Consider the following 26018-nt stretch of genomic DNA (forward strand, 5'->3'; position numbering starts at 1 on the left):
CCCCGGCGACGGTCTTGCATGATTCCGCCCTCACATGCGCCAGCGCCTGCTCGTGCGCGCCACTCTGCTGGGTGTGTGCCTGCTCCTGCTCGGTCGGCCGTGTTTCGCCGAGCCCACCGCGGCCGACCTGGCGACGCAGGCCATCTCCGAATGCGAGAAGGGTCGCCTGCTCCCCGATCGTGACGAGCGCGCGGCGTCCTTCGCGCGCGGCGAGAAGCTCGCCCTGCACGCCGTCGCGCTCGACGACACCTGCGCCGATGCCCACTTCGCCGTCTTCTGCAATCGCGGCGAGACGATGCGGCTCGATGGCGAGAGCATCACGGACGTCCTCGCGCTGCGCGGTCTGCTCGCCGAGCTCGACCGCACGCTCGAGCTGCGGCCCGACGATTCGCGCGCGCTCGCGGCCAAGGGCACGTTCCTCGTGCGCCTGCCGCGCCTGCTCGGTGGCGACGTCGAGCGCGGCGAGCAGATGCTGCGCCGCGTGCTCGTGCTGGACCCCGAGACGGTGACGGCCCGCCTGGGCCTCGCGCGCGTGTGCAGCTACCGCGGCCAGCGGGACGAAGCGCTCCAGTACGCGACCCGTGCGCTCGAGGTCGCCAAAGAGCTCGGACGCGCGGACAAGGTAGCCGAGGCGCAGGCGATGCTCGCCGAGCTCGGCGTGAAGCGCTGACCGCGAGGGCGGCGTGGCCCCGTCGCTCTCGCCCGCGTCGCGCGCCGCGGCCCTGCGCGACCTCGGGGCGAGCGAGCTCGACCTGCTCGTCATCGGCGGAGGCATCACGGGCGCCGGCATCGCTCGCGACGCCGCGCTTCGCGGGGTGCGCACCGGCCTCGTCGAGGCCGTCGACTTCGCCGCCGGGACGAGCAGCCGCAGCTCGAAGCTGATCCACGGCGGCATCCGCTACCTGCAGCAGGGCGACATCGCCCTCGTGCGCGAGGCGGCGACCGAGCGCGCGGTGTTGCGTCGCATCGCGCCGCACCTGGCCGAGCCGCTCCTCATGGTGATGCCGACCTACCGGATGGCGTCGCACCTGAAGCTGCGGACGGGCCTCTTCATGTTCGAACGCGTGGCGCCGGTCGACGCCGGCGATCGCCACCAGATGTGGGATCGCGCCGAAGCGCTGAAAGAGGAGCCGCTTCTGTCCGCCCAGGGCCTCTACGGCGCCGGCACGTTCACCGAGTACCTCACCGACGACGCACGCCTCGTCCTGGCGAACGTGCAGGGTGCGCACGCTTCCGGCGCTCTGGTCGCGAACCACGCCGAGGTGGTGAGCCTCGAAGCCGGCCGGGCGACGGTGCGCGATACGCTGACCGGCGAGACGTACAGGGTGCGCGCCCGCGTGGTCGTGAACGCGGCCGGCCCGTGGGTCGACGAGCTCCGGCGGCGGGCGGGGGCGAGCGGCGGGCGGCGGCTGCAGCTCACCAAGGGCATCCATCTGGTCGTGCCCCACGCGCGCCTGCCGGTCACCCACAGCGTGATCATGACCGCGTCGGACAAGCGCTCGATCTTCGTCGTCCCGCGCGACGGCATGACGTACATCGGAACGACCGACACGTTCTATCCCGACGCGGTGCTCGTCCCGGAGGTGACGCGCGCCGACGCCGACTACCTGCTCGAGGCGACGAACCGCACCTTCCGGGGCGTCGCGATCGCGACGGCGGACGTCACCGGCACGTGGTCGGGTCTTCGCCCGCTGCTCGCGGAAGAGGGCAAGTCGCCGTCGGAGATCTCGCGCAAGGACGAGACCATGGTCGACGCCGCGACCGGGCTCGTGTCGATCGCGGGCGGAAAGCTCACGGCCTATCGCCGCATGGCCGAGCGCATCGTGGATCTCGTCGGCGAGCGGCTCGGGCGCCGCCTCGCCCCCTGCACGACGAGCGACGTCCCGCTTCCGGGCGGCGAGGCGCCGGCGCCCGCGCTGCCGGGTGGGCTCGCTCCCCACGAGCAGAGCCGGCTGCGTCGCCTCTACGGCGGGCATTGTGCGCGCCTGCTCGCGCGCGACGCGAGCGGAGCGTGCGTCGATGGTCTCCCCGGCATCCTCCGCGTCGAGATCGAGCACGCGATCGACGAGGAGATGGCCCTGACGCTCGAAGACGTCCTCGAGCGCCGGACGCGCGCGCTCCTGTTCGACGCCGGGCAGGGGCTCGGCGGTGTTGCAGCGACCGCCGCGATCATGGCACGTCGCCTCGGCTGGGACGACGCGCGGACCGCGCAGGAGATCGATCGCTACCGCAGCCTCGCCGCCGGCCTGAGGAGCTTTGCATGACGAAGATCGGTGAGGTGCTCGCGAAGGCGCTCGGCGCGGATCGGGTCTCCGAGGCCAAGGAGGCGCTGGCCGCCCATCGCGTCGACTACTGGTTCCTCGCCCACCTTCGCGAGTTCCAGGGACGCGCCGGCCGCGGTCCCGCGTGCGTGGTCACGCCGCGCAGCACCGAAGAGGTCGCGACCGCCGTGCGGACGGCGCAGCACCACGGCGTCGCGATCGTCCCGTACGGCGGCGGCTCGGGCGTGCTCGGCGGGGCGGTGCCACCCGACGGCGCGCTCGTCATCGACCTCCGCGCCATGAATGCGCTCCTCGACCTCAACGAGACGGCGCTGACCGCGCGCGTGCAGGCGGGCATGATGGGCGACGTCTACGAAGCCACCATCACGGCCCGCGGCTACACCACGGGGCACTACCCGCAGTCGATCGCGCGCGCGACGGTGGGCGGCCTCGTCGCCACGCGCTCGGCCGGGCAGTTCTCCACCAAGTACGGCAACATCGAGGACCTCCTGCTCGGCATGGAAGCGGTGCTGCCGAGCGGCAGCGTGGTGCGCCTCGACACGTTCCCGCGCTCGGCCACGGGCCCACAGCTGCGCGAGCTCTTCCTCGGGTCCGAAGGTGCCTTCGGCATCGTCACCGAGGCGACGCTGAAGGTCTTCCCGCTCCCCGAGCGCCGCGAGGTGGCGAGCTTCGCCTTCCCGACCATGGCCGACGGCCTCGAAGCCATCCGGCGCATCGTCCGTCCGGGCTGGCGGCCGGCGGTCGTGCGGCTCTACGATCAGCTCGAGAGCGCCCGGCACTTCAGCGCACATGGTGCGCCCGCGGATCGCTGCATGCTGCTCGTCGTCTGCGAGGGACCGGCGGCGCTCGCGAGCGCCGAGCTCCGCGCCTGCACCGACGTCGCCGAGGCGATGCGCGCGACGTCGGTCGGCGCCGAACCGGTGACGCACTGGCTCGGCAACCGCAACAACGTGCCGTCCTGGGACTTCTTCCTCCAGAACGGCCTCGTCGTCGACACCATCGAGGTGGCCGCCACGTGGGATCGCGTGAGCGCCCTCTACGACCGGGTGGTGGCGTCGCTCGGAAAGGTGCCCGGCCTCATCGCCGGCAGCGCGCACAGCTCGCACAGCTACGGCCAGGGCACGAACCTCTACATCACCTTCGCGATCAAGCCCGACGACTACGCGGACGCCGAGCGGCTCTACCTCGCGGCGTGGGGATGCGTGATGGAGACGACGATCGCCGCCGGCGGCACGATCGCCCACCACCACGGGATCGGACGGCTGCGCGTGCCGTGGCTCGAGCGCGAGCTGAAGACGGCGTATCCCGTCCTGCAGGCGCTCAAGCGGGCGCTCGATCCTGCGGGGCTGATGAATCCGGGGACGCTGCTGCGGTAGCGTTTGGGTGCGCGCGGCGGGGGCGGGTCGTCCTCTTCGCTCGCGGTCCTCGGGCCACGCGCGCCTCGTAGGTCGCGGCATCACAGCCGCCAACCGCTACGCGCGCAGGGCCCTGCGGGCTCGCTCCGAGCGCAACCCGCCCCCGCCGCGGCTCGCTGCGCTCCCGCAACGACCCCCCGCCGCCTCAGCCACCCGACTCGAGCTGAATCGCCGCGGAAGCGATCCCATCCATCCAGCTACACGTGAGGCGACGTCGCGCGCCGACGCGCGTGCCGCGCTCGATGCGATCGAGCGCCAGCGAGATCGCGAGCGAAGACCGAAGCGCTCGTTCGGTGCGTAGTGCACCATGCCGCGGCGGGCGTGGGGGCGTCCTCAGAGCGAGCCCGCAGGGCCCTGCGCGCGCCCCGGTTGGCGGCTGTGATGCGGCGGCCTACGAGGCGCACGTGGCCCGAGGACCGCGAGCGACGAGGACGCCCCCACGCCCGCCGCGCGCACCGCCACTCACTTCCCGAAGAACCGCTTCCGGTCCTCGATCATCCGATCCTTGTAGCCGTGCTCGAGCGCCGACGACGCGATGTACGCACCGTCCAGCTCCCGACGGAGCTTCCACGTCGCATGCGCGGCCTTGACGAGCGCCACGAGCTGCTCGCGGAAGAGCCCCTGATGCCCGTCGGACTTCGCGATCAGCGGATTCGGGTGCGCTTCGACGAGCACGACGGACGCGCCGGCCATGATGCCGGCGAGCGTCGCCGGGTGGACGAGGTCGCGGATGCCGGTGCCGTGCGAGGCGTCGACCGCGATCGGGAGCGCCGAGAGCTGGTACCGGAAGGCGGCGACGGAGCCGACGTCGAGCGTGTTGCGCGTGTAGCGGTTGGCGCTCGTGATCCCGCGCTCGCACAGGATCACGTTCTCCTTGCCGCCGGTCATCATGCGCTCGACCCAGAGGAGGTACGCTTCGGTGTCGAGCGAGTTGCCGCGCTTGTGGATCACGGGGAGCTTCGTCGTACGCAGGCGGTTGAGCAACGCCTGGTTCTTGCTGTTTGGCTCGCCGATCTGCAGGCAGTCGACGCCGGCATCCTCGTAGAGCGGGACGTCCCCCTGATCGAGGATCTCGACGACGGTCGGCAGGCCGAACTCCCGGCCCGCCTTCACGATGAGGTCGAGCCCCTTGCGGAGCGACTCGGCGTCCGACGCGCCGAGGCCCTCCCAGCCGCTGTACGGGCTCGAGCGGTACTTCACGACGCCGCCGCGGAGCGCGTCGCAGCCCGCCTCCTTCACCATGCGGGCCGCGTCCATGATCTGGCGCTCGCTCTCGACCGAGCAGGGTCCCGAGATGAACGCGAGCCGGTCACCGCCGCAGGCGACGTTGCCGATCGCGACCGTGCGGAAGATCGGCTTCTCGGGCGTGCCCTTCTGCGCGACGCGCTTGTAGGCGCGCGAGATCGGGATCAGCTGCTCGACGCCGGGGAGCTCGGCGATCTCGCCGGCCGGGAGCTTGGAGATGTCTCCGTAGACGCCGACCAGCGTGAGCTCGGTTCCCTCGAGCCGGCCCGTCTTGAAGCCGAGGTCGTGGAGCTTGCGCTCGACGGTCTTCACCTCGTCGGGCGTCGCGTCGCGGCGCATCTTCACGAGCATGGGCCCACACAACCGCGCCTTGCCCCGCGGGTCAAGGGCGAAGCCGGCGAGTTTACGAAGCTGCGCGGGATGCCATAGAAGACGACGCCGATGTCGAGAGGATCCGCGCCGCTCGTCCTCGCGCTCGACGCCGGAACCACCGGCGTCCGCGCGATCGCTGTGGACGATGCGGGCCGGCTCGTGGCGGAACGCTATCAGGAGACGCTGCCACATCATCCCGCACCGGGTCTCGTCGAGCACGACACCGAAGCGCTCTGGCGCGCGGTGGTGGCGGTCCTGGGCGGCACGCTCTCGGAGGTCGACGCGTCACGCGTGCACGGGCTCGGCATCACCACCCAGCGCGGCACGGGTGTCGTGTGGGAGCGCGCCACGGGGCGCGCGCTGCACCCGGCGATCTCCTGGTCGGACTCGCGGGCCGAGGCGCGGTGCACGGAGCTGATGAGCCAGGGCGTGTTCGTGAGCCCGCTCATGGCCGCCTCGAAGATCGAGTGGATGCTCGACCGCGTCGACGCGGACCGCGCCGGCGTCGCGTCGGGACGCATCGCCTGCGGCACGCTCGACACGTGGCTCGCCTTCCGTCTTTCGGCCGGCGGCGTGTTCGCAACCGACCCGTCCAACGGCGTGCCGAGCGGCTTCTACAATCTCGTCACGCGCGACTGGGACGATGCGATCCTCTCGGCCCTCCGGATTCCCCGCAGCGCCATCGCGACGCTCGTCGACACGAGCGGCGTCGTCGGGCGCGTCGCGACCGACGGGCTCGCCGCGGTCCCGGTCGCGTCGCTCGTCGGCGATCAGCAGTCGGCGATGATGGGCCAGCTCCGGCTCGCGCCCGGCGAGGTGAAGATCTCGTACGGCACGGCCGCGATGCTGGACCTGAACGCCGGCACCGACATCCTCTGGGGCGGCAACGGCACCTATCCGCTGGCGCTGTGGCAACGCGGCGGGGTGCTCGAGTTCTGTCTCGAAGGGACGGCGATCACGGCGGGGGCGGCGATCACGTGGTTGCGCGACGGCCTCGGCATCATCGCGACGCCCGCCGAGAGCGGCGCGCTCGCAGCGTCGGTTCCCGACAGCGGCGGCGTGTGGGCGATCCCGGCGTTCCAGGGGCTCGGGACGCCATATCTCGAGCCGACGGCGCGCGCGGTGATCGGTGGTCTCACGCGCGCCGCGACGCGGGCGCACGTCGTGCGGGCCGTGATCGAGGGCGTGGCGTGGCGGTGTCGCGAGGTGTACGACGCGCTCCGCAGGGACTGCCCCCATCCGCCGCCCGACGTCCTGCGGGTCGACGGCGGCATGGCGCGCAACGACGTCCTGCTCCAGGCGCAGGCCGACGCGCTCGGCATTCCCGTCGAGCGACCGGCGATGTTCGAAGCGGCGGCGCTCGGCGCGACGTATCTGGCGGGGCTCGCGACGGGCGTGTGGGCGACGACCGACGAGCTCGCGAGCACGTGGCATCGCGACCGGATCTTCGAGCCGCGTCTCTCGGAGGACGAACGCGAGGAGCGCTTCGCGACCTGGAAGACGCACCTGCCGGCGGCGCGGGAGCCGTCGTGAGCGAGGCCGCCGCCCACGCGATCGCAGCGCGCGTCGACCGGATCCGGACCGGGCGCCTGCCGGAGGCCGTCGCGACCCGGGCCGCCGAGCTCCTCCTCGATTACCTCGGCGTCGCGCTCGGCGGCGCGGGGGAGGAGTCGACGGTGGTCCTCCGGCGCGGCCTCGCGGCGCTCGCGACCGCCGGCGACGCGACGATCATCGGCACGAACGAGCGGATGGCGCCGCCGCACGCCGCGATCGCGAACGGCGCCGCGGCCCACGCCCTCGAGATGGACGACACGCACCTCGGCGGCTCGATCCATCTGGGAGCCAGCGTATTCTCGGCGGCGCTCGCGGCGGCCGAGATCGCTCCCGCCTCGGGCGAGACGCTGCTGCGGGCCGCCGTCGCGGGCTACGAGGTGGCGGCGCGGCTCGCCATCGCGCTCGATCCGGCCGCGCACTACCGGCGCGGCTTCCATCCCACGGGGACCTGCGGCGCGTTCGGGGCGGCGGCCGCCGCCGGAGTCGTTATCGGCCTCGACGCGGACGCGCTCACGTCCGCGTTCGGCATCGCCGGAAGCCAGGCCGCGGGCTCGATGGAGTTCCTCGCCGACGGCGCATGGACGAAGCGCCTGCACCCGGGCTGGGCGGCGTGCGCCGGGCTCCACGCCGCCGCGCTCGCGCGCGCGGGGTTTCGCGGCCCGGCGACGATCGTCGACGGCCGCTTCGGCTTCCTGCACGCGTACGGCGAGGGCGCGTCGCGAGCGACGCTCGACCGGTTCGACGACTACGAGCTCATGCACACGGGCGTGAAGCCGCACGCCTGCTGCCGCTACGCGCAGGGTCCCATCGACGCCGTGCTCGCGCTGCGCGGTGAGCACGCGATCACACCCGAGCGCGTCGCGCGCATCGAGGTCGGGATCGTGAACGCTGGCTTCGCGATCGTCTGCGAGCCGCTCGATGCGAAGCGCCGGCCCGGCTCGGTCGTGGACGCGCAGTTCAGCCTGCCCTTCAGCCTGGCCGTCGCGCTCGTACGCGGTGCGGCGTCGCCGGCGGAGTTCGTACCGCGCAACTGGGACGACCCGCTCGTTCGTCGGCTCATGGACCGCGTCGAGCCCGTACGCGACGCTGCGCTCGACGCGATGTTCCCGCGCGTCTGGCCCTGCTGGGTGCGGATCACGCTCGACGACGGCGGGCGGCACGAGGCGCGGATCACGCATCCGACGGGCGATCCCGAGCGCTTCCCGTCGCCCCCGGAGCAACGGGCAAAATTTGCCGGTCTCGCCCGCCGCGCGCTCGCGCCGGATCGGATCGATGCGCTCGCCGCTGCGGCGACGCGCATCGCCGGCGCGAGCGACGTCCGTGCGCTGCTCGCCCTCACGCGCCCCGGCATTTAGTTGCCGACATTCGGCGGGTCGCCGGCTTTTCGACGCGGCGATCCGGCACATGAGACCGTGCTGACCGCGTTTTCCTCCACTGTGCGCCTGGCACCTGCGTTGCTCATGGCCAGGCGCGCATCGCGCACATGGGAACGGAGGAAGACGTGGGGAGAGGGATCGGGCTGGCCGTCGTCGCGTTCGTCGCTCTGGGCATCGCCGCCCCGGCGGGCCACGCGACCACCTTCGTCGCCATGAGCGAGCGCACGCTCGCCCGCGCCGCCGATGCGATCGTGGTCGGCAGGATCACGCACGTCGAGACCGTCGGGGGGCGCGACGGCGCGATCGACACGCTGGTCACGGTCCACGTCGAGTCGAGCCCCAAGGGCGCCATCGACGGCGAGATCGTGCTGAAGCAGCCCGGCGGCGAGCTCGCCGAGCGCGGGCTCGTGATCCCCGGATCGCCCGTCTTCACTGTCGGCGAGCGCGATCTCCTGTTCCTGTCGGCCGGGCACGACGGCACGGCGCGGACGACCGCGCTGGGGCTCGGGCAGTTCCATCTTGCGCCCGGCGCGGGCGGCGACGACGTCGCCGAACGCTCGGTCGCGGAACCGGTCATCGGCGGCAGCCCGGTCCGGCGTCTGAAGCTGCGCCGGCTCATGCGCACCATCGCGAAGGCGATCGCGTCTGGCGGGAGCGCCGGGGCGCCGCTCGTGCGGATCCCCGCCGAGGTGACGGCACCAGGGCTCGAACGTCTCTCCCCCACGGTCGAGCGGTACACGTTCATGGACAACCCGAGCGCGCGCTGGCACGAAGCCGACCTCGGGGAGCCGGTCGTCTACGGCGTCGACGCGGCGGGCGATCCGGCGCTCGGGCAGGAAGCGTCGTTCGCGGCGCTGGACGCGGCCTTCGCCGCGTGGACGAACGTCTCGGGCGCGAGCATCGTGCTCCAGCGCGGCGGCTCCGCGCAGCTGGCGCCGCTCCTGTGCGACGGCGCCTCGCAGATCCTCTTCGGCGACCCCTTCGACGAGATGCCGAAGCCGCAGAATTGCAGCGGCGTGCTCGCCCTCGGGGGCTACTGCACGAAGGGGCGTGGGACGACCGAGACGGACATCGTGAACGGCGTGCGCTTCCGGCGGATCGCCGAGGGCAACATCACGTTCAACGCCGGGTTCGGACCGTGCGGCTTCTGGACTCAGACGAACCTCGCCGAGGTCGCGACGCACGAGATCGGTCACACGATCGGGCTCGGGCATTCCTCGGAGCGCGACGACGAGCCGTCCCCGGCCCTGAAGGACGCCACCATGTACTACCGCGCGCACTTCGACGGCCGCGGCGCAGGCGTGCGGCCCGACGACGTCGCCGCCCTGCGGTTCCTGTATCCAGACCCCTCGAACCCCGTGGGCTCCGAGGACGCGGACGGCGACGGCATCGCCGACGACAAGGACAACTGTCCCGGCGACGACCCGGCCATGGGGCTCGCGAACACCGCACAGACCGACACCGACGGCGACGGCGAAGGGGATCTCTGCGATCCATGTCCGCTCGTGCCGATGACCGGCGGCCAGCAGAATTGCCAGCCGATCCAGGACAGCGAGGCGCGCGTCCTGGACGGCACGGGGCGCGGTGCGCTCGTGTGGCGCGGCGCGATCGGGCTGCCGGACGGCGTCGACGTCGAGACGGCGCGGGTCGTGCTCACGAGCGGTGGCGGCGTCCTCGTCGACACGGCCAACCCGGCGAGCACGCTCCGTCGCGTCGGCGGCAGGTTGCGGGGGCGGCTCCTGTACCGGAGCACGTCGGCGCGGATCGTCCTGCGACGCGGGCGGCACGGTGCATACTCGGTGCGGGTCGTCGCCCGCAACGTCGCGCTCGGCTCGGACGCCATGCCGGTCGTGAGCGCGAGCCTGCAGGTGGGCGCCCAGACGTTCACGACCTCGCTCTCGTGCCCGCCGCGCGGGCGTCGCCGCTTCACCTGCCGCGGGTGAGACGCTAGAAGAGGCCGCCATGAGCGGGCCCCGCGACGGGTTCTCTGCGGGGCGGCGCGCGGCGGCGTGGGGCGTGCACCTGCTCACGGCGTCGAGCGCGCCGGCGGGACTGCTGGCCATCCTCGCGACGCTGCACGGCGACGCGCGCACGGCCTTCCTCTGGATGTCCTACACGGTCGCGATCGACGCGATCGACGGGACGCTCGCCCGCGCCGTCCGCGTGAAGGAGGTGCTGCCGTTCGTCGACGGGAGCCGCCTCGACGACATCGTCGACTACTTCACGTACGTGGCGGTCCCCGCGTTCTTCATCGTCCACATGGGGCTCCTGCCGGGCGCGGTCGCGGTTCCCGTCGCGTCGCTCGTGCTGCTCGCGAGCGGCTACGGCTTCAGCCAGGTCGCCGCCAAGACCGCCGACCACTTCTTCACGGGGTTCCCGTCGTACTGGAACGTGGTCGCGTTCTACCTCTACGTGCTCGGGTGGCCGCCGGCGTTGAACGCCGCCGTCGTCACGACGCTCGCCGTCCTCGTGTTCGTGCCGCTGCGTTATCTCTATCCGTCACGCATGACGGAGCTGCGCGCGCCGACCATCGGCCTGGGCCTCGTGTGGGGCGCGGCGATCCTCTGGGCGCTCGCCAACTTCGACTCGGCACCGCGCGGCGTGCTCACCTGGTCGCTCCTCTACCCGGCGTACTACTTCGGGCTGTCGCTGTACTTCCAGGTCCGTCGCGCAGCGGACTAGCGACGCAGGCTTAGTTGAGCTGCAGCGTCATCCGCAGCTGGAGCATGTCGTGAGCGCTGAACGTGCCGATGCCCGCTTTGCGCCCCGTCGTCTGGATGGCGATGTAGTTCGCGCCGAGCAGCACGTTGTCGGTCAGGCGGTAGCTGAGCGACGGGTTCACGGCGAACATGCCGCTGATGTCCGCGATGAAGGTGAGGCTAGGCTCGAGCTTGCCGTGCATGTAGTCCGTGCGGACCGTCGCCTGCAGGAACCCTTCGTACTGGTACGCATCCTCGTAGTCGTGGGGGTCGATCCCGACGCACAGCGTGGGAATGGAGCAGTTCCACCCCTTGTGCGGGATGATGCGCGTGTTGGGGTGCCCGGGTTTGGTGTTCGGGTAGCGGAAGTCCTTCCCGCCCTTCTCGCTCAGGTTGAACTGGCTGTTGTACGACGCGACCAGGATGAAGCTGTTCGACGGGTTGAGCGGACGGAAGAAGAAGTTCCGATCGTAGCCGAGGACCCACCGGAGGTAGTTGGCCATCGCGACGGAGTTCGAGTAGCTCTTGTTGTCGCCGATCGCTCGGCGCAGCGCGGGGGGAATCTGCACGCGCGGATTCAGGTTCTGCGTCGGGATGAACGATGCCTCGTTGTTGAAGTACTCGATCTCGGTCTTCAAGATGCCGTTCACCGGCTGGCTGAACCACGTCGCGGAGATGCCGACGACGTTCTCGAGGCGCCGGTCGAGGAGGTTGACGACGGGTGCCTTGTTGCCGCACCGGCGCCCGGCGGGCGTGAGGCCGTTCCTGCAGATGGGGGTGCGGAAACCGCGGTTGTCGACTTGCGTCGTCTGCGGCGGATCTTTGGTCGTGAGACCGATGCCCGACTGGTTCAGGATCAACGGCGCCGGCGCCTGGTTGAAGGTGCGGAAGAACCAGCCCTGCACCGTATAGTCGCGCATGAAGACACCGGCGAGGCGTGCGCCCCAGCGGGTGTTCGACCAGTCGTTCTTCGGGAGCTTGTCGACGATGACCGTCTGCAGCGTGGAAGACTGGCCTTGTGCGATGATGTTCAACTGCGGGTCGGACTGGTCGGGGTTGAACGGGCTGATGCCGGCCGTGATCGGGTTGATCGGGACGGTCGTGTCGATCGGGCCCGGGACCATGTACATGTCGAGGAAGAGGCTCGAGATGTCCTTCCAGTTGTCGAGGAGCTTGATGGTCGAGCGCAGCGTCCAGAGGGGGATGCGCGCCTCGTCCACGTCTTGGAACAGCCCTGGCGCACCGAGCGTCAGGTCGAACGGGTTCGAGATGTCGAGGAGCGCGATCGTGTCGGACTCGCCCCATGAGATCGCCTGCCGGCCGACGCGGACGAAGAGCGGACCGTGGGTGTAGTCGAGGTAGAGCTCGTTGATGCGGTTGCGGCTCGCGTAGATCTTCCGCGGATTCTTGTTCTCGTCCTTGAAGAACTTCGATTGCAGCGCGGGATCGTCGGTTTGCGAGAAGCGCGCCAGGTACTGGCGCCGGTGCTCGTCCCAGGGTCCGTTCAGATAGTCGTACAGGCCGTCGTAGAAGCCCCACCACGCGAAGCGGAACTTGAAGTCGTCGGCGCCCGCCCAGCCCATGAAGTCCGTGAGGTTGGCGTCGAACTCGGGGTTGTAGAAGTTGCGCTCCTGTCCGAGGTCGCCGGCGTCGTAATTGGGCGGGCACGTCGTGTAGAGCTGGGCGTAGGCCTGCTGCTTGGCGGCGCCGGTCAGCGCGTTCACGCGCGCGAGATCGGCCTGGGTCGGACAGCCCTTCGTGTCCGACGATTGGGTCAGGATGCCGAGCTGTGCGTATCCTCGCAAACGGACATCGAAACGTCGCGCACTATCTAGATAAAGCCCCCAGGAAGACGGTGCGCACACCAGAACGGCCAACACCCCCAGCCAGCCAGCCCGATTCCGCATTGGGCGCGCCTATCGGAGATTCCCCAGCGGAAGTCAAGGCCGATGCGCTGTGTCAACGGCGCAGCGTGTCGACCAGCGTCGCCTTCAAGTGGTCGAGTTCGGCGGGAAAACGCTCCGGCGCCGCCCGGCCGAGGAAGCCCTGGACCAGGAGCCCGTGCAGCGCGCTGATGATGAGGCCCGCGTCGAGCTCGGGCTTCACGTTCGGCCGCAGGACCCCCTTCTGCCGGCCGCTGTCGATGACGTCGGCGAGCAGGTTGCGGTACATCCGCTGCAGCTCGGTCATGTGTGCCACGAGGTCGTCGGGGTGCTTCTCCTCCCGCAGCACGAGGCCGAGGAAGAACTTCACCGAGTAGATGTTCTTCGAGACGAACTCGTAGTACTCGTCGATCAGCCGCTTGATCTGGTCGACCTCGGTGAGCCCTTCGAGGTCGTCGACGACGTTGATGATGTAGGGCTCGAACGTGCGCTGGACGGCGGTGCGGAAGAGGCTCTCCTTGTTCTCGAAGTGCCAGAAGATGAGGGCTTTCGAGACGGTCGCCTCCTTCGCGACCTGCGAGAGCGAGGTGTTGCTGTAGCCCTGGGTCGAGAAGAGCCGCATGGCGGTCTCGATGATCTTTTCGCGAGCGTCCATCGCAGCGTCCGTCGTCCTTCGTGACCGAGCCGGACCCGTGCTGTCAACATCCCCACGGATGCCAGCAATTTCGCTGCATTGACCCCTCGGAGCGTGCATGGGACACTTCTCTGCTCCGGATGCTCAAGCACACCGTCCGCGCCGGCCGCGTCGTGGTGGGGCTCGTCCTGCTGATCGTCGGCTGCATCCTCTCCCTCCCGCTGGTACCGGGTCCGGGGCTGCTGCTGGTCGTGGTGGCCCTGTCGGTGCTGAGCCACGAGTTCGAGTGGGCGCGGCGCCTGCGCAACTGGGCGCATGCGGAGTACGAACGCCTGTCCAGGAGACGTCATGCCGGATGAGAAGGACCGCCTAGGAGACCAGCTGCACCAGCGGGAGAAGGCGGAGGAGGACCGCTACTTCTCCGAGCTCTCGAAGAAGCAGCTCGAAAAGCTCCGCGAACGGCACGCCAAGGCCGCCGCGGAGGGCTTTGCCCGCTGCCCGCGATGCGGCGAGAAGATGAGCGTCGTCCAGCGCGCGGACGTCGCCGTCGAGACCTGCCCGAGCGAGCACGGGGTGTGGCTCGATCGCAAGGAGATCGAGGACATCACGAAGCGCGAGGGGAGCAACCACTGGGTCGCTCGGTTGCTTCTCGGCAAGAAGGCCTGAGGAGGCTGCCGCCGCGTGTTCACCGGCATCATCGAGGCGACCGCGCGCGTCCTGCGCGTCGAGCCCAAGGGTGGCGGCACGCGGGTGACGCTCGAGGCGGCGGTGCCCCTGCCGCGGCTGGCGCTCGGAGAGAGCATCGCGATCGACGGCGCCTGTCTCACGGTGACGTCGTTCCGGGGCCGGCGCTTCACGGTCGAGGTCTCGCCCGAGACCCTCCGGCGAACGACCCTGGGTCGCGTGCGGACCGGGTCGCGGGTCAACCTCGAGCGGGCGCTCCGGCTCGGGGATCGGTTGGGCGGGCACGTCGTCCTGGGCCACGTCGACGGCGTCGGCAGGATCGAATCGATCACGCCCGATCGCGACTGGATGCTCTATCGCTTCCGGGCCCCGAAGGACCTGGCGCCCTACCTCGTCGAGAAGGGCTCGGTCGCCGTCGACGGGGTCAGCCTGACGCTCTTCGCCTGCCGCGGAACGAGCTTCACCGTGGCTCTCATCCCCCACACGCTTCGCAACACCACGCTCGGAACCCGGCGGCCGGGCGACGCCGTGAACCTGGAAGCGGACATCCTCTTGAAGCAGATCGCCGCGATGCTGCGCTCACGCGGCTCCGGTGGCGCCCGGCGCCGCGCCCGCAAGGTAGGGTAGGAGCAGCGCCGCCGGGTCGACCTCGGAGCCGAGCTGCTTCCCGATGCCGGAGAGCAGGCCCATCACGCGGCTCACGAGCAGGATGTCGCCCGGTACCTGGACGAGCGGATTGCTGCGCATGGCGCGCGGCAGCTCGTCGTTGAACTTGGCCATCATGTCGGCGTCCGCGTAGGCCCGGCCGGTGCGGAGGGCGAAGCCGATGAACGCCTCGCCCAGCATCGCGAGGCTCTCGTCCGAGTCCTTCTTCGTCCGGAAGCCGAGCGCCCGGAACCCGGCGGCGACGTCGCTCGGATTGCCTCCCATGATGGCGAGCGTCAGGCGCGCCATCGCGCTGCGGAAGTCGGCGGGCAGGGCCTTCGCGAGCCCGAAGTCGAGCAGCACGATGCGGGGACCTGGCTGGATCAGGATGTTGCCGGGATGGGGATCCCCGTGGAAGAAGCCGTGCACGAGGATCATCTCGGTGAAGATCTCCGAGAGGCGGCGTGCGACATCCTTCGGATCGACGCCGATGCGGGCCATGCCGGCGAGATCGGTGCACCGCACGCCCGGCGCGAACTCCGACACGAGCACACGGCCCGAGCTCCACTCGCGGACGACGGGCGGTACGAAGACGTCGGCACGGTCCTGCAGACAGACGGCCATGCGCTCGGCGTTGGTCGCCTCGTTGACGAAATCCAGCTCGAGGGGCACGAGCTTGGTCACCTCGTCGACCAGCACGCGGAAGTCGAAGTTGGGCTCCAGGCGCGCCAGCACGCCGACCAGGAAGGTGAAGTTCCGGATGTCGGTCGCGACCAGGCGCGCGATCTCGGGGTACTGGATCTTCACCGCGACGTCGCGGCCGTCGCGCAGCCGCGCGCGGTGCACCTGCGCGAGGGATGCCGACGCGATGGGCCGCTCGTCGAACTCCGTGAAGACGCCGGCGATGGATTTCCCGAGCCCCTGCTCTAGGACCGGGCGCATCACGTCCATCGGGCGCGGCGGCACGCGGTCCTGGAGCAGCGAGAGCACCTCGACGTACTCGTCGGGGAGCACGTCGGCGCGCGAGCCGAGGAACTGGCACACCTTGATCGGGAGGCCCTCGAGCCGCGTCGCCATGCGATACGTGGCTTCGGCGCTGCGGCGATGCTGGCGGGTGAGCGACGGATCGCCGCCCCCGACGCCGAGCCGGCGCGCGAGCTGGATGCGCTTGTAGCCCGCGTAGATGCGCGCCACGAGCCACGCCTGCGCGACGAAGCGCTCGGCCTGTCCGGTGATCATCGCGTCGATACTCACCGGCCGGCGGCCAAGACGCAATCGGTTTGCAATCCAGGTGGGCGAACGGCAATCTCCGCGTCCCGAATGGCACGAGACGGGATCCAGCTGGGCGACCGCGTCGTGAATCTGCAGGTGCCGGGCATCTTCACCGTGATCGATCGCAAGGGCCCGCTGCTCGTGATCCAGACGGCCAAGGGCCTGCAGATGACGGTGCTCGAGCAGCAGGTCCGCCGCGTCGACGAGGCCGGCCCCGCCGAGAGCTGAGACTACTTCCGTCGCGGCTCGGCCGTGAGGACCACGCCCTCGACCTGCTTGGTGAGCTCGCGGGGGGCGACGTGCCGGCCCGCGAGGTAGCGGCGGAAGAACGGCAACGCGTAGCGCAGGACCAGACGGTGGGCGGCGTCCTGCGAGATGTCGCCCGGGATGCAGAGGTCGAGGCCGAAGGTGGCGTTGTAGCAGTCGTCGACGACGCTCAGGTGATTGGCGGCCAGCAGCTCCACCAGGAACCGCGGCCCCGCCAGGCGATCGTACGCGCGCTGGGATTCGGCGAACCCGACCACCGTGTCGCGCTCGGAGCCGATCACCATCATCGGGATGCCGATGTCGCCCGGCATGAGGAACGCGGTGCCCCCGGGCACCAGCGCGAGCGCCGTCACGAAGCGCGGCTCCTCCTGGACGGCGAGGAGCGTCGTGAAGCCGCCGAACGACAGCCCGCTCATCGCGACCTCGTCGGGGCGCAGGCGCCGGAAGAAGGGCGACGAGCTGTCGTCGTTGGCGGCGAGCATCGAGTCGAGCGTGAAGCGCACGTCCGGCACACGGTTGGCGGCCGAATCGAGGAAGACCTCGTTCGTGGCGCAGGTGAGACCGTCGTCGATCGTGTTGCCGGGATGCGGCGGCGCGGCGACGACGTAGCCCTGGCTCGCCAGCGCCTTGGTGAAATAGGACGCCTCGGTCGGCCTGCCGCAGGTGCCGTGCGAGAAGACGACGAGCGGGAAGCGCCCGCGGCGAACGGTCGCGTCGCGCTGGCCGAACGCCTCCGCGATCCCCGTCTTCGGGACCGCCGGGTACCACACGACGGTCGTGAGCACGCGCGGCAGGCCGGTCGTCACCGAGGTCTTAGTGAACGTGAGGGTGGTGACACCGACGGCGCGCCCCGATGCGGCGCCCGCGGACGCCGCAAGGGCCAGGGTCGCCGCCAAGACCACGCCGACGAGAGTCTTCCGAATCGGCATTGCCGGGCCGGAAACCTACCCGGCGGCGGCCTACCGGTCCACGGCGATCTCGTGGGCTTCAGGCCCTGCCGGCCGGCACGAAGGGGCGCGCGGCCTGCGGTGGCGGCGTGCCGTCCACCAGGGCCGCGACGGTCCGTGCGGTCACGGGCGCCAGCAGGATGCCGTTTCGATGGTGTCCGGTCGCGACGAGCACGTTCCCGGCGTCCCGCGCGCGACCGATGACGGGCCCGCCGCCGGGAACCGAGGGGCGAAGGCCAGCCCAGGCGCGCACGATGGGCGCGCGGAGCGCCTCGGGCGTGAGGCGGGCCAGGTGCCCCAGGAGCTGCCGCACGCCGTCGCCGGTGACGGCGCACATGAAGCCGGCGTCCTCGAACGTCGCGCCGACCCACACCTCGCCGTCGCGCCGCGGAATGAGAAACGCGTCGCCGGCGGTGAGGACGTGGCCGCAGACCGGACGCTCCGGACGTAGCGCGAGCATCTGGCCCCGGACCGGCACGACGGCGACCCCGGGGTCGACGCCGCTCGCGGCCGGTGTCCAGGGCCCGGCGGCGACGATCACCTCGCGTGGATGGATCCACTCGCCGCCCACCCGAACCCGTTCGATCCGATCGCCGCCGCGCTCGTACGCGAGCACCGGGACCCCGGGGACGATGCTCGCGCCGCGGCGCCGGGCCGACGCCGCGAGCGCTTGCGTGAAGGCGGCCGCTTCGAGCTGGGCGTCGTCCGGGAAGAGGGCCGCCCCCACGGCGGCGTCGTTCGCTCGAGGTTCGAGCGCTCGAACCTCGGCGGCGTCCAGCCATTGCGCTCGCAGCCCCTGCGTGCGACGGCGAGTCACGCGATCGGCGAGGCGGGCGGTATCGCGCTCGTCGAACGCGAACGCCAGCACGCCGCGCGTCTCGAATCCGACGTCGAGCCCCGTCTCCTCGTGCAACGACGCGACCAGATCGGGGAAGGCCCCGAAGCTCGCCCGCCGGAGCTCGAGCCGCTCGCCCTCGTCGCTCCCGCTCGCCACCCCGAGGGCGCCGGCCGCGGCCGAGGACGCCTGCCCGCCGATGGGGCCGCGATCGACGACCACGACCGAGCGACCCGCTCCGGCGAGCTCCCGCGCGATGGCGCAGCCGATGACCCCACCACCGACGACGAGGACGTCGGGCGTGCGCGGGACCGTCACGGGCGCAGCGCGCTCTCGATCAGCGGCAGCACCGCATGCACGTCGGCCACCAGGCCGAGGTCGGCGACCTTCAGCACGGGCGCCTTCGGGCTCTTGTTGATGGCGACGATGGTTCCGGCGCGCCGCAGGCCGACCATGTGCTCCATGGCGCCGCTCAAGCCGAAGCCCACGTAGAGCCTCGGAGCGATCGCACGCCCCGTGAGGCCCACCTGGTGCTGGCGCGGGAGCCATCCGGCATCGGTGACCTCGCGCGTCGCGGCGACGGCGGCCTCCAGCCGCTCGGCGAGCGCGATCACGGCCTCGACGCCGTCGGGACCACCCACGCCGCGCCCGACGCCGAGGACGAGGGACGCCGTGTCGAGCGCGGCCGCGGTGTCGTCGGAGCCCGCCGCCTCGCGGACCACCCGCACCCGGCCGGCGATCTCCGGCACCGCGAGGCGCTCGACCACGGGCTTCCGTGCGGGGTCCGGACGGGCGGGGTGGAGCATCCCAGGGCGCACCGTCGCCATCTCGGGCGCCGTCTTCGAGAGGATCGGCGCCACGATCGTCCCGCCGAAGGCGGGTTTCATCTGCCGTACCCGGTCCTCGGCGTCGACCTGGAGGTCGATCGCGTCACCCGTGAGGCCGAGCCCGAGTCTGCCGGCCACCCGCGGCGCCAGATCGCGCCCGCGCGCGGTCGACCCGAGCAGGACCAGGCGCGGTTTGCGGGCACGGATCGCGTCGGCGAGCACCGCCGCGTGCGCCTCGGTCGTATACGGGACGAGCGACGATCCCTCGGCGACGAGGATGCGATCGGCGCCGGCGGCGGCGAGCGCGTCCGCATGCTCGCCGCCGCCACCGATCACGATCGCCTCGACGGGACCGCCCAGACGGACCGCCAGCTCGGCCGCCTTGCCGAGCAGCTCCAGGGTCACCCCGCGAAGGCCGCGGCCCGCCGGCTCGACGACCACCCAGAGGGCGGGCCCCGTGCGGGCGGTCGCCGCGGGCAGGATCGGACGATCGTCGTGCGCGGTCGCGAGCGCACCCAGCGCGCGCAGGCGCTCGGCGAGCGCGTCCACCTGCGCCTGCGGGGTGTCGCCCGCGACCAGCTCGCCGCGTCGCGCGACGTCGACCTGCTCGACGCCGGCGACCCAGGTCGGCGAGCCGGCGGTGCCGACCAGCGCCGCGTCGACGCCGAGGTCGGCGAGCGTGACGACGGCGATCGGCTTCTCGGCCGCCGCCTGCCGCTCCGCCTTGTTCGGGAATCGCTCCGGGGCGATGTCCTCCGCCGCGGTCACGAGCGCCGGCAGCGGCACGCGCACCGTTTCGTAGCCGTCGTCGGTCTCGCGTTCGGCGTCGAACGTCCGCGCCGTCGCGTCGAGCGTGATCTTGCGGACGGCCGTCGCCTGCGGGAGATCGAGCAGCTCGGCGACCTCCGGCCCGACCTGCCCCGTCTCCGCGTCGGTGCTCGCCCGCCCGACGAGCACGAGGTCGGGCGCCTCGCGCCGCAACGCCGCCGCCAGCGCGCGCGCCGTCGCGAGCGTGTCCGACCCGGCGAGCGCGGGATCCATCACGTGCACGGCGCGATCGGCCCCGAGCGCGAGGCAGACGACGAGGCTCTCGCGCGCGACCGGTGGCCCCATGGTGAGCGCGACCACCTCGCCGCCGTGTCGCTCGCGCAGCGCCGTGGCCGCACCGAGGGCGCGCTGGTCGAACCCGCTCACCTCGCCGGGCACGCCCTCACGGACGAGCCGCCGCGTTTCGGGATCGAAGCGGAGCGCGGACAGGACGGGGACGTGCTTCACGCAGACGACGATGCGCATGGGGCTCCGGTTTCACCACATCTTCCCGGGGTTGAGAATCCCGTGCGGGTCGAAGAGGCCCTTCAGGCCCTGCATCAGCGCGAGCGCGGCCCCGTGCTCGCGGGCGGCATAGCGGCGATTGCCGAGCCCCATGCCGTGCTCGCCCGAGCACGACCCGCCGAGGCCGATCGCCGTCTCGACGAGCTCGTCGCGCGCCGCCTCGGCGGTCGGGAGCTCGGAGGGATCGGCGAGGATCAGCGCGTGCAGGATGCCGATGCCCGCGTGCCCGAAGCAGTGGACGACGACGCTCCGCTCGGCGGCGATCCGCTCGCACGCGCCGACGAGCGCCGGCAGCGCGCCGATGGGAATCGCCAGGTCGGAGCGGACGGTCGCCGCGCCGGGACGTTGCGCTTCGACCGCCCGGGTCGCGAGCTCGCGGACGGCCCATGGATCGGGGAGGTCGATCGGTGTTCCGCCCGCCCCTCCCGCGACCTCGGCGACGCTCCCCCACACCTCGTCCACGCCGCTGCGACTCCCGTGCGCCTCGACGAGGAGCGACGGCGCCTCGCGCAGGCCGAAACCGCGGAAGCGATTCAGGGCGGCGATCGTCGGCGCATCGAGGAACTCCACCGCGGCGACATCGAGGCCGTGGCGCGACATCTCCGCCGTCGCGCGCGCGGCCGAGACGGCGTCCGGGAACGCGAACCCGCCGCGTCGCCGCTCGGCGGGCAGGCCCGCGAGCGCGAGCGTCAGCTCGGTCATGACGCCGAGCGTCCCCTCGGAGCCGACGAGAAGCCCCAGCAGGTGGTAGCCCGACGCGCTCTTGCGGGCCCGGTTGCCGAGGCGGAGGACGTCGCCGGCTCCGGTGACGACGGTCGCGGCCCGCACGTGGTCGCGCGTGCCGCCGTACCTGACCGAGTAGATGCCGCTGGCGTTGTTCGCGACCATGCCGCCCACGGTCGCGACGTCGGCGCTGCCGCCCGGCGAGGGCGGGAAGAAGAGCCCGTGCGGTCGCAGGATGCGGTTCAGCGTCGCGTAGACGACGCCGGGCTCCACGTCGACCTGCAGGTCGTCGGCGCGCACGCCGATCACGCGTGTCATGCGCGAGCAGTCGAGGACGATCCCACCGCGCGCCGGAATGGGATTTCCTTCGAGGCTCGATCCGGCGCCGCGCGCCGTGAGGGGGACTCCCGCGCGCGCGCAGGCGCGCACCACGAGAACGACCTCGTCGGTCGTGAGCGGCCACACCACGGCACCCGGACGCGAGGCGGGCTGCGAGGAGGCGTCGTGCGATGCGATCTCGAGGTCGCCCGGCCGCGTCGAGCAGCGATCCCCCAGCGTGGCGGAGAGCTCGCGGACGATCGCGGACAGGTCCTGTCCCGTCATGCTGCGCGCTTATCGCCACCACCGCGCCGCCTCAAGCCGGCCCCGAACGCGCGAAGGCCGACGGGACTCGCGTTCCGTCGGCCGTGGGGGGACACACACCGGACCGATCCGCTGCCGCAGGCCTGCCCGGCGTTCCGCGCTGCTTATGGCATCTCAGAGGGCGTTCGGACCGCGCTCCCCGGTCCGGATGCGCACGGCGTCATCCATCGGCGACACGAAGATCTTGCCGTCGCCGATGCGTCCCGTTCGCGCCGCTTCGATGATCGCTTCGACGACCGACGCCGACTTGGCATCGTCGACCAGCACCTCGATCTTCACCTTGGGCAGGAACTCCACTCGGTACTCGGCACCGCGATAGAGCTCCGTATGACCCTTCTGCCGCCCGAATCCCTTGGCCTCCGTGATGGTGAGGCCCGAGACGCCGGCGCGGTCGAGCGCTTCCTTCACCTCGTCGAGCTTGAACGGTTTGATGATCGCCTCGATCTTCTTCATGTGCATCCTTTCCGGTGATGCTCAGCAACGTCGGTGCCAGCCTCGGGCGGTACGCGGGCGGGCGTCTGCGGAGAGAAGGCCTCCCCGCTGATGCCCGGCCGGGCATGCCGTGCCCAGATTCCCGGCAGGGTCGCCCGAGAGGCTCGGATCAGGCGGTCACGGCCCGCCGGGCGATCTCTTCGCGCAGCGCCGCCTGTCGCTCCGGCGTGATCGGGAAGCGCCAGATGGCCCAGATCGAGACGAGCCAGATCGCAACGGGAAGCAGGCAGAAGAGCCCGCTCAGCACCCAGAGCTGCGTCGGACCATTGGGGCCAGCCGTCTTGAAGCCCACCAGGTCCAGCACTGGCAGCGCCACGCCGATGCCGAGCGCGAGGGCGAGCTTCGTGCCGATGCCCCACAGCGAGAAGAAGAGGGCCGCGCGGGGCTCCCCGCTCTCGATCATGTCCAGGTCGACGACGTCGGCGGCCATCGATCCGCCGAGCACCGCCGGCACGGCCATGCTGACGCCGGTCATGACGTTCAGCACCGCCACCGGGAGCATCTGCTCGGCCGGGAGCCAGGGCGCGACCAGGAACCATGCGCAGCTCCACAGCCCCGAGATCGCGAGGGCCCGGTGCTTCGTGATGCGCTTGCTGAGGTTCACCCAGAACGGGATCGCGAGCACGCCGACCAGGAAGTAGATCAGCACGAGGGCCTGGGCGGAGGCGGGGAGCCGGAGCACGTGCACGTAGAAGAGCACCGCCACCGCCTGGTTGATCGCCGCCGCGAGCCCACCCAGGACCGACGCGATGAGCAGGCGGCGAAAGGGCTCGTTCCGCCACACGATCCCGAGTCCCTGACGCCACGCGAGGATGGTCGTCGCCGACGGTGGGCGCGGCGGCTCGCGCAGGGTGGCGAGCAGGAGCAGCGTGCCGATCGGGAGCAGGACGACGGTCAGCACGGCCAGCGCACGCAGTCCCGGGGCGAGTCCGGGCGGCCCGCCGAGCGCAGCGACGTACGGCACCACCGCCGACACGATGAGCCCCAGCACCGAGAACGCTTCGCGCGCACCGGTGATGCGCGAACGCTGGTGGTAGTCGGTCGACATCTCGGCGCCCCAGGCGGCGTACGGGATGCTCAGGAGGGACCAGCCGACGTACAGCACGAAGATCCAGAGGAGGAGGTAGCCCGGGCTCGCTCCCGGCAGAGGCACGGGAACGAACAGCCTCCACGTGCCGATCATCATCACGACCATGCCCGCGAGGATCCAGGGACGTCGCCGCCCCCAGCGCGTCGTGCGCCGGTCCGAGAGAATCCCGATCATCGGATCGACCACGACGTCGGCGACACGGGCGAGCATGATGACCACGCCGACGGTGGTGAGCGGGAGCCCCACTTCCGCCGCGTAGAAGGGCGCGATGTAGATCGCGAGCGGCAACCCCGTGACGGCGAGCGGCAGCGTGAGGAACCCGTAGACGAGCAGCTCCCGTGCCTTCGGCGGCGCCGGCGCGTGCGGCGAGCTCAACGGTGCGCCCCGAGCCGGATCGGCAGGTGGCGCAGGCCCGTGTGCTTGTTGCTCCGCGTCCACTCGGGCGCCCCGGTGAGCTCGAGGGTATCGAAGCGTGCGAGCAGCTCCTCGTACAGCACGCGCAGCTCGAGCCGCGCCAGGTTCGCGCCGAGGCAGTGATGAACGCCGTGCCCGAACCCCAGGTGCGGATTCGGGTCACGCGCCACCTGGAAGCGCATCGCATCGCCGAACACGCGCTCGTCGCGGTTGGCGGAGGCCTCCCAGAAGACGACCTTGTCACCGGCCGCGATCGCCCGGGTGCCCAGCATGGTCGGGCGCGTGGCGGTGCGCCGGTTGTAGGCGGCGGGGCTCGTCCAGCGCACCATCTCCTCGATCGCGCTGCCGAGCAGCGCCGGCTCGCGCTGCAGGCGCCGGAGCTCGTCCGGGTGCTGCACGAGCGCCAGGAGACCGCCCGCCGCCGTGTTGCGCGTCGTGTCCGATCCCGCCGCGAACAGGAGCGAGAAGAAGAGATGCAGCTCCTGGTCGGTCAGATGGGGCGGGTCCTGGTCGTCGAGCCGCGCCTGCGTCACGATCGACAGCATGTCGTCGGTCGGATGCGTGCGCTTCTCGGCGATGAGCGCGATGCCGTAACCGTAGAGCTGCGCCATCGCGGTGCGGAACTCGTCCGTCTCGGCGAAGGCCTCGCCCTCGCGGAAGTCGAAGCAGCGATCGGTCCACTCGAACACCCGGTGCCGATCGGCCTCGGGCACGCCCAGGAGGATGCAGATCGCCTGCATCGGCAGCTCTCCCGCGACGTCCGTCACGAAGTCGATCTCGCCGCGGCTCGCCGCGATCTCCAGCAGGTCGCGCGTGCGGCGGCGGAGGTCGTCGCCGAGCCGAGCGATCGTGCGCGGCGTGAGGCCGCGCGAGACGAGCTGGCGGACGCGGTGATGGCGCGGGTCGTCCATCATGTTGAGGACCTGGCCCGCTGCCGGCGAGTCGGGGAGGATCGTGCCGCCGTACGGGCGCGCCCCACCCGTCTCCGACGAGTAGGTCGCGGCGTCGCTCATCACCGCGAGCGACTCGGCGTGGGTCGCCACCGACCAGAAGCCCTCGCCGTCGGGCGTGTGCGCGGTGGGGGCGTGCCAATGGACGGGCGCCTCGCGGCGGTGGACGGCGAACAGCTCGTGCGGAAAGCCGTTCGCGAAGTTGTCGAGGTCGGTGAGGTCGATGTCCGCGAGCGGCACCCTGCCCGGGACAGTAGTGGCGGCGCCAGCGGACCGTCAACGCCGCGGGGTGCCGGAGACCACCCCGCGGCGACCGTTCGGCCGAACTACTGGAGGTGCGCCTCCACGAACCAGAGCTGCTTGTCGGCGGCGCGCGAGATCTCGGTGAACAGGTCCGAGGTGTCGGCGTCACCGGCCTCGGCCGCCGTGGCGATCGCGGCGCGGAGGTTGCGCCCGTAGGCCGCGAGCGCGTCGGCGATGCGCTTCACGTGGTCCTTGCCGGCCGACACGTTGAGCGGATACGGCGCGAGCGTCGTCCGCTTCACGACCGTCTGCAGCGTGCCGTTCGCGGTGCCGCCGAGCTCGACCGCGCGCTCGGCGATCTCGTCGACGCCTTCCTCGACCGACTCGGCGACCTTGTCGAACAGCTCGTGCAGGGCGATGAACTGCATCCCCTTCACGTTCCAGTGGGCCTGCTTCACCTGCGCGTAGAGGTCGATCGCGTCGGCGAGGCGGGCGTTCAGGAGGTCGATCATCTTCGTCCGGGTGGGCTTGGGCAGATCGTTGCGGGTCTTGTGCATGGGGCTCCTTTCCGGGGCGTGGGGTCACGCCGCGCGCAAATTAGGGTCTCCCGGCTTCCAGTTGCAAGGTGTGAGACCGCCCGTCTGCAGCGCGGCGAGGATCCGGAGGGTCTCGTCGACGCTGCGCCCGACGGCCAGGTCGTTGACGCTCGCGTGCCGGATCGTGCCCTCGGGGTCGACGATGAACGTCGCCCGCAGCGCGACGCCCTCGCTCGGGTGCAGCACGCCGAGCGCCGTCGCGAGCTCGCGCTTGGTGTCCGCGATCATCGGGAAGGGCAGATCACGGAGCATCGGTTCGTGCGTGCGCCACGCGAGGTGCACGTAGTGGGTGTCGGTACTGACGCCTAGCACCTCGGCGCCGCGGGCGCGGAAGTCGGCCGTGCGGCGGCCGAACTCGGCGATCTCGGTCGGGCAGACGAACGTGAAGTCCATGGGCCAGAAGAAGACGACCTTCCACTTGCCCGGGTACGCCTTGTCGTCGATCTCCTGGAACTCGCGGCCGGGCTCGGTCGAAACGACCGCCTGGAGCCGGAAGGCCGGAAGCTTGTCACCTACGCTACGCATGTCGGATCTCCTCTCGTCTTCGGGCGGCCTCCTGGTCGCCCGGAGCACAGGGTAGGGCCGGGGCGGTGATCCGT

General features: G+C 71.4%; 24 protein-coding genes. 11 read left to right on the plus strand and 13 right to left on the minus strand.

Features of this window, described 5'->3' with window-relative positions; genetic code table 11:
• Positions 1–34: 34 nt before the first annotated feature.
• The 3 genes from VMS22_00900 to VMS22_00910 are packed head-to-tail and all read left to right on the plus strand — an operon-like array spanning position 35 to position 3658.
• Positions 35–670, plus strand: coding sequence for a hypothetical protein (locus tag VMS22_00900; GenBank protein ID HXJ32570.1), 636 nt, complete (start codon positions 35–37; stop codon positions 668–670).
• 13 nt (positions 671–683) lie between these two features.
• Positions 684–2264 carry a glycerol-3-phosphate dehydrogenase/oxidase gene (locus VMS22_00905; GenBank protein ID HXJ32571.1) on the plus strand — a complete coding sequence of 527 codons (1581 nt, stop codon included), beginning with the start codon at positions 684–686 and terminating at the stop codon, positions 2262–2264.
• Entirely contained in the window at positions 2261–3658 is a 1398-nt protein-coding gene (locus tag VMS22_00910) for an FAD-binding oxidoreductase (protein HXJ32572.1), read from the plus strand. Before VMS22_00905 ends, VMS22_00910 begins: the two co-directional genes overlap by 4 nt.
• 501 nt (positions 3659–4159) lie before the next feature.
• Here the strand turns inward: VMS22_00910 and VMS22_00915 are convergent.
• Positions 4160–5293 carry a 3-deoxy-7-phosphoheptulonate synthase gene (locus VMS22_00915; protein HXJ32573.1) on the minus strand — a complete coding sequence of 378 codons (1134 nt, stop codon included), beginning with the start codon at positions 5291–5293 and terminating at the stop codon, positions 4160–4162.
• 90 nt (positions 5294–5383) lie between these two features.
• Between VMS22_00915 and VMS22_00920 the strand changes: the two genes are divergently transcribed.
• The 4 genes from VMS22_00920 to VMS22_00935 all read left to right on the plus strand — a co-directional run bounded on the left by VMS22_00920 (position 5384) and on the right by VMS22_00935 (position 10926).
• The gene (locus VMS22_00920) at positions 5384–6847 is read left to right on the plus strand and encodes an FGGY family carbohydrate kinase (protein HXJ32574.1); all 1464 of its coding nucleotides are present in this window, start codon (positions 5384–5386) and stop codon (positions 6845–6847) included.
• Positions 6844–8223 (plus strand): MmgE/PrpD family protein, encoded by a 1380-nt coding sequence (locus VMS22_00925; protein HXJ32575.1) that lies wholly within the window; start codon positions 6844–6846, stop codon positions 8221–8223. Before VMS22_00920 ends, VMS22_00925 begins: the two co-directional genes overlap by 4 nt.
• A gap of 146 nt (positions 8224–8369) precedes the next feature.
• Positions 8370–10187, plus strand: a complete 1818-nt coding sequence (locus VMS22_00930; protein HXJ32576.1) for a matrixin family metalloprotease — start codon at positions 8370–8372, stop codon at positions 10185–10187.
• A gap of 19 nt (positions 10188–10206) precedes the next feature.
• Positions 10207–10926: a hypothetical protein gene (locus tag VMS22_00935; GenBank protein HXJ32577.1), complete on the plus strand. Its 720-nt coding sequence runs from the start codon at positions 10207–10209 to the stop codon at positions 10924–10926.
• Positions 10927–10936: 10 nt separating this feature from the next.
• Here VMS22_00935 and VMS22_00940 read toward each other — a convergent pair whose 3' ends face one another.
• Together VMS22_00940 and VMS22_00945 are read right to left on the minus strand one after the other, a co-directional pair.
• Positions 10937–12748 (minus strand): DUF1302 family protein, encoded by a 1812-nt coding sequence (locus VMS22_00940; protein HXJ32578.1) that lies wholly within the window; start codon positions 12746–12748, stop codon positions 10937–10939.
• Positions 12749–12902: 154 nt separating this feature from the next.
• A complete protein-coding gene (locus tag VMS22_00945) occupies positions 12903–13481 on the minus strand; it encodes a TetR/AcrR family transcriptional regulator (protein HXJ32579.1) in 579 nt (192 codons plus the stop codon).
• A 119-nt stretch (positions 13482–13600) separates the two neighbouring features.
• On the opposite strand from VMS22_00945, the gene VMS22_00950 reads away from it, so the two are divergent.
• The 3 genes from VMS22_00950 to VMS22_00960 are packed head-to-tail and all read left to right on the plus strand — an operon-like array spanning position 13601 to position 14771.
• Positions 13601–13819 carry a PGPGW domain-containing protein gene (locus VMS22_00950; GenBank protein HXJ32580.1) on the plus strand — a complete coding sequence of 73 codons (219 nt, stop codon included), beginning with the start codon at positions 13601–13603 and terminating at the stop codon, positions 13817–13819.
• On the plus strand, positions 13809–14126 hold the full coding sequence (locus VMS22_00955; GenBank protein HXJ32581.1) for a zf-TFIIB domain-containing protein: 318 nt from the start codon (positions 13809–13811) through the stop codon (positions 14124–14126). Before VMS22_00950 ends, VMS22_00955 begins: the two co-directional genes overlap by 11 nt.
• Before the next feature lie 15 nt (positions 14127–14141).
• Positions 14142–14771 carry a riboflavin synthase gene (locus VMS22_00960; protein ID HXJ32582.1) on the plus strand — a complete coding sequence of 210 codons (630 nt, stop codon included), beginning with the start codon at positions 14142–14144 and terminating at the stop codon, positions 14769–14771.
• On the opposite strand, the gene VMS22_00965 is transcribed toward VMS22_00960, so the two are convergent.
• A complete protein-coding gene (locus VMS22_00965; GenBank protein ID HXJ32583.1) occupies positions 14724–16028 on the minus strand; it encodes an ABC1 kinase family protein in 1305 nt (434 codons plus the stop codon). The two genes, VMS22_00960 and VMS22_00965, sit on opposite strands and share 48 nt — an antisense overlap.
• Positions 16029–16109: 81 nt before the next feature.
• Between VMS22_00965 and VMS22_00970 the strand changes: the two genes are divergently transcribed.
• Positions 16110–16289, plus strand: a complete 180-nt coding sequence (locus VMS22_00970; GenBank protein HXJ32584.1) for a hypothetical protein — start codon at positions 16110–16112, stop codon at positions 16287–16289.
• A 2-nt stretch (positions 16290–16291) separates the two neighbouring features.
• Here the strand turns inward: VMS22_00970 and VMS22_00975 are convergent, their stop codons facing one another.
• The 9 genes from VMS22_00975 to VMS22_01015 all read right to left on the minus strand — a co-directional run bounded on the left by VMS22_00975 (position 16292) and on the right by VMS22_01015 (position 25944).
• The gene (locus VMS22_00975; protein HXJ32585.1) at positions 16292–17257 is read right to left on the minus strand and encodes a hypothetical protein; all 966 of its coding nucleotides are present in this window, start codon (positions 17255–17257) and stop codon (positions 16292–16294) included.
• 58 nt (positions 17258–17315) lie between these two features.
• On the minus strand, positions 17316–18428 hold the full coding sequence (gene thiO / locus VMS22_00980) for a glycine oxidase ThiO (GenBank protein ID HXJ32586.1): 1113 nt from the start codon (positions 18426–18428) through the stop codon (positions 17316–17318).
• Positions 18425–20230 carry an FAD-binding protein gene (locus VMS22_00985; protein ID HXJ32587.1) on the minus strand — a complete coding sequence of 602 codons (1806 nt, stop codon included), beginning with the start codon at positions 20228–20230 and terminating at the stop codon, positions 18425–18427. Before VMS22_00985 ends, thiO begins: the two co-directional genes overlap by 4 nt.
• A gap of 12 nt (positions 20231–20242) precedes the next feature.
• Entirely contained in the window at positions 20243–21595 is a 1353-nt protein-coding gene (locus VMS22_00990; GenBank protein HXJ32588.1) for an FAD-binding oxidoreductase, read from the minus strand.
• Positions 21596–21748: 153 nt separating this feature from the next.
• The gene (locus VMS22_00995; protein HXJ32589.1) at positions 21749–22087 is read right to left on the minus strand and encodes a P-II family nitrogen regulator; all 339 of its coding nucleotides are present in this window, start codon (positions 22085–22087) and stop codon (positions 21749–21751) included.
• 148 nt (positions 22088–22235) lie between these two features.
• Positions 22236–23591 (minus strand): MFS transporter, encoded by a 1356-nt coding sequence (locus tag VMS22_01000; GenBank protein ID HXJ32590.1) that lies wholly within the window; start codon positions 23589–23591, stop codon positions 22236–22238.
• Positions 23588–24820: a cytochrome P450 gene (locus VMS22_01005; GenBank protein HXJ32591.1), complete on the minus strand. Its 1233-nt coding sequence runs from the start codon at positions 24818–24820 to the stop codon at positions 23588–23590. The genes VMS22_01000 and VMS22_01005 overlap by 4 nt, the downstream gene beginning before the upstream one ends.
• Before the next feature lie 86 nt (positions 24821–24906).
• Positions 24907–25380 carry a DNA starvation/stationary phase protection protein Dps gene (dps, locus tag VMS22_01010; GenBank protein ID HXJ32592.1) on the minus strand — a complete coding sequence of 158 codons (474 nt, stop codon included), beginning with the start codon at positions 25378–25380 and terminating at the stop codon, positions 24907–24909.
• Between the two features lie 24 nt (positions 25381–25404).
• Entirely contained in the window at positions 25405–25944 is a 540-nt protein-coding gene (locus VMS22_01015) for a peroxiredoxin (protein ID HXJ32593.1), read from the minus strand.
• Between the last annotated feature and the right edge of the window lie 74 nt (positions 25945–26018).

This window comes from Candidatus Eisenbacteria bacterium, from assembly GCA_035577985.1.
Lineage (GTDB): Bacteria > Desulfobacterota > Binatia > DP-6 > DP-6 > DATJZY01.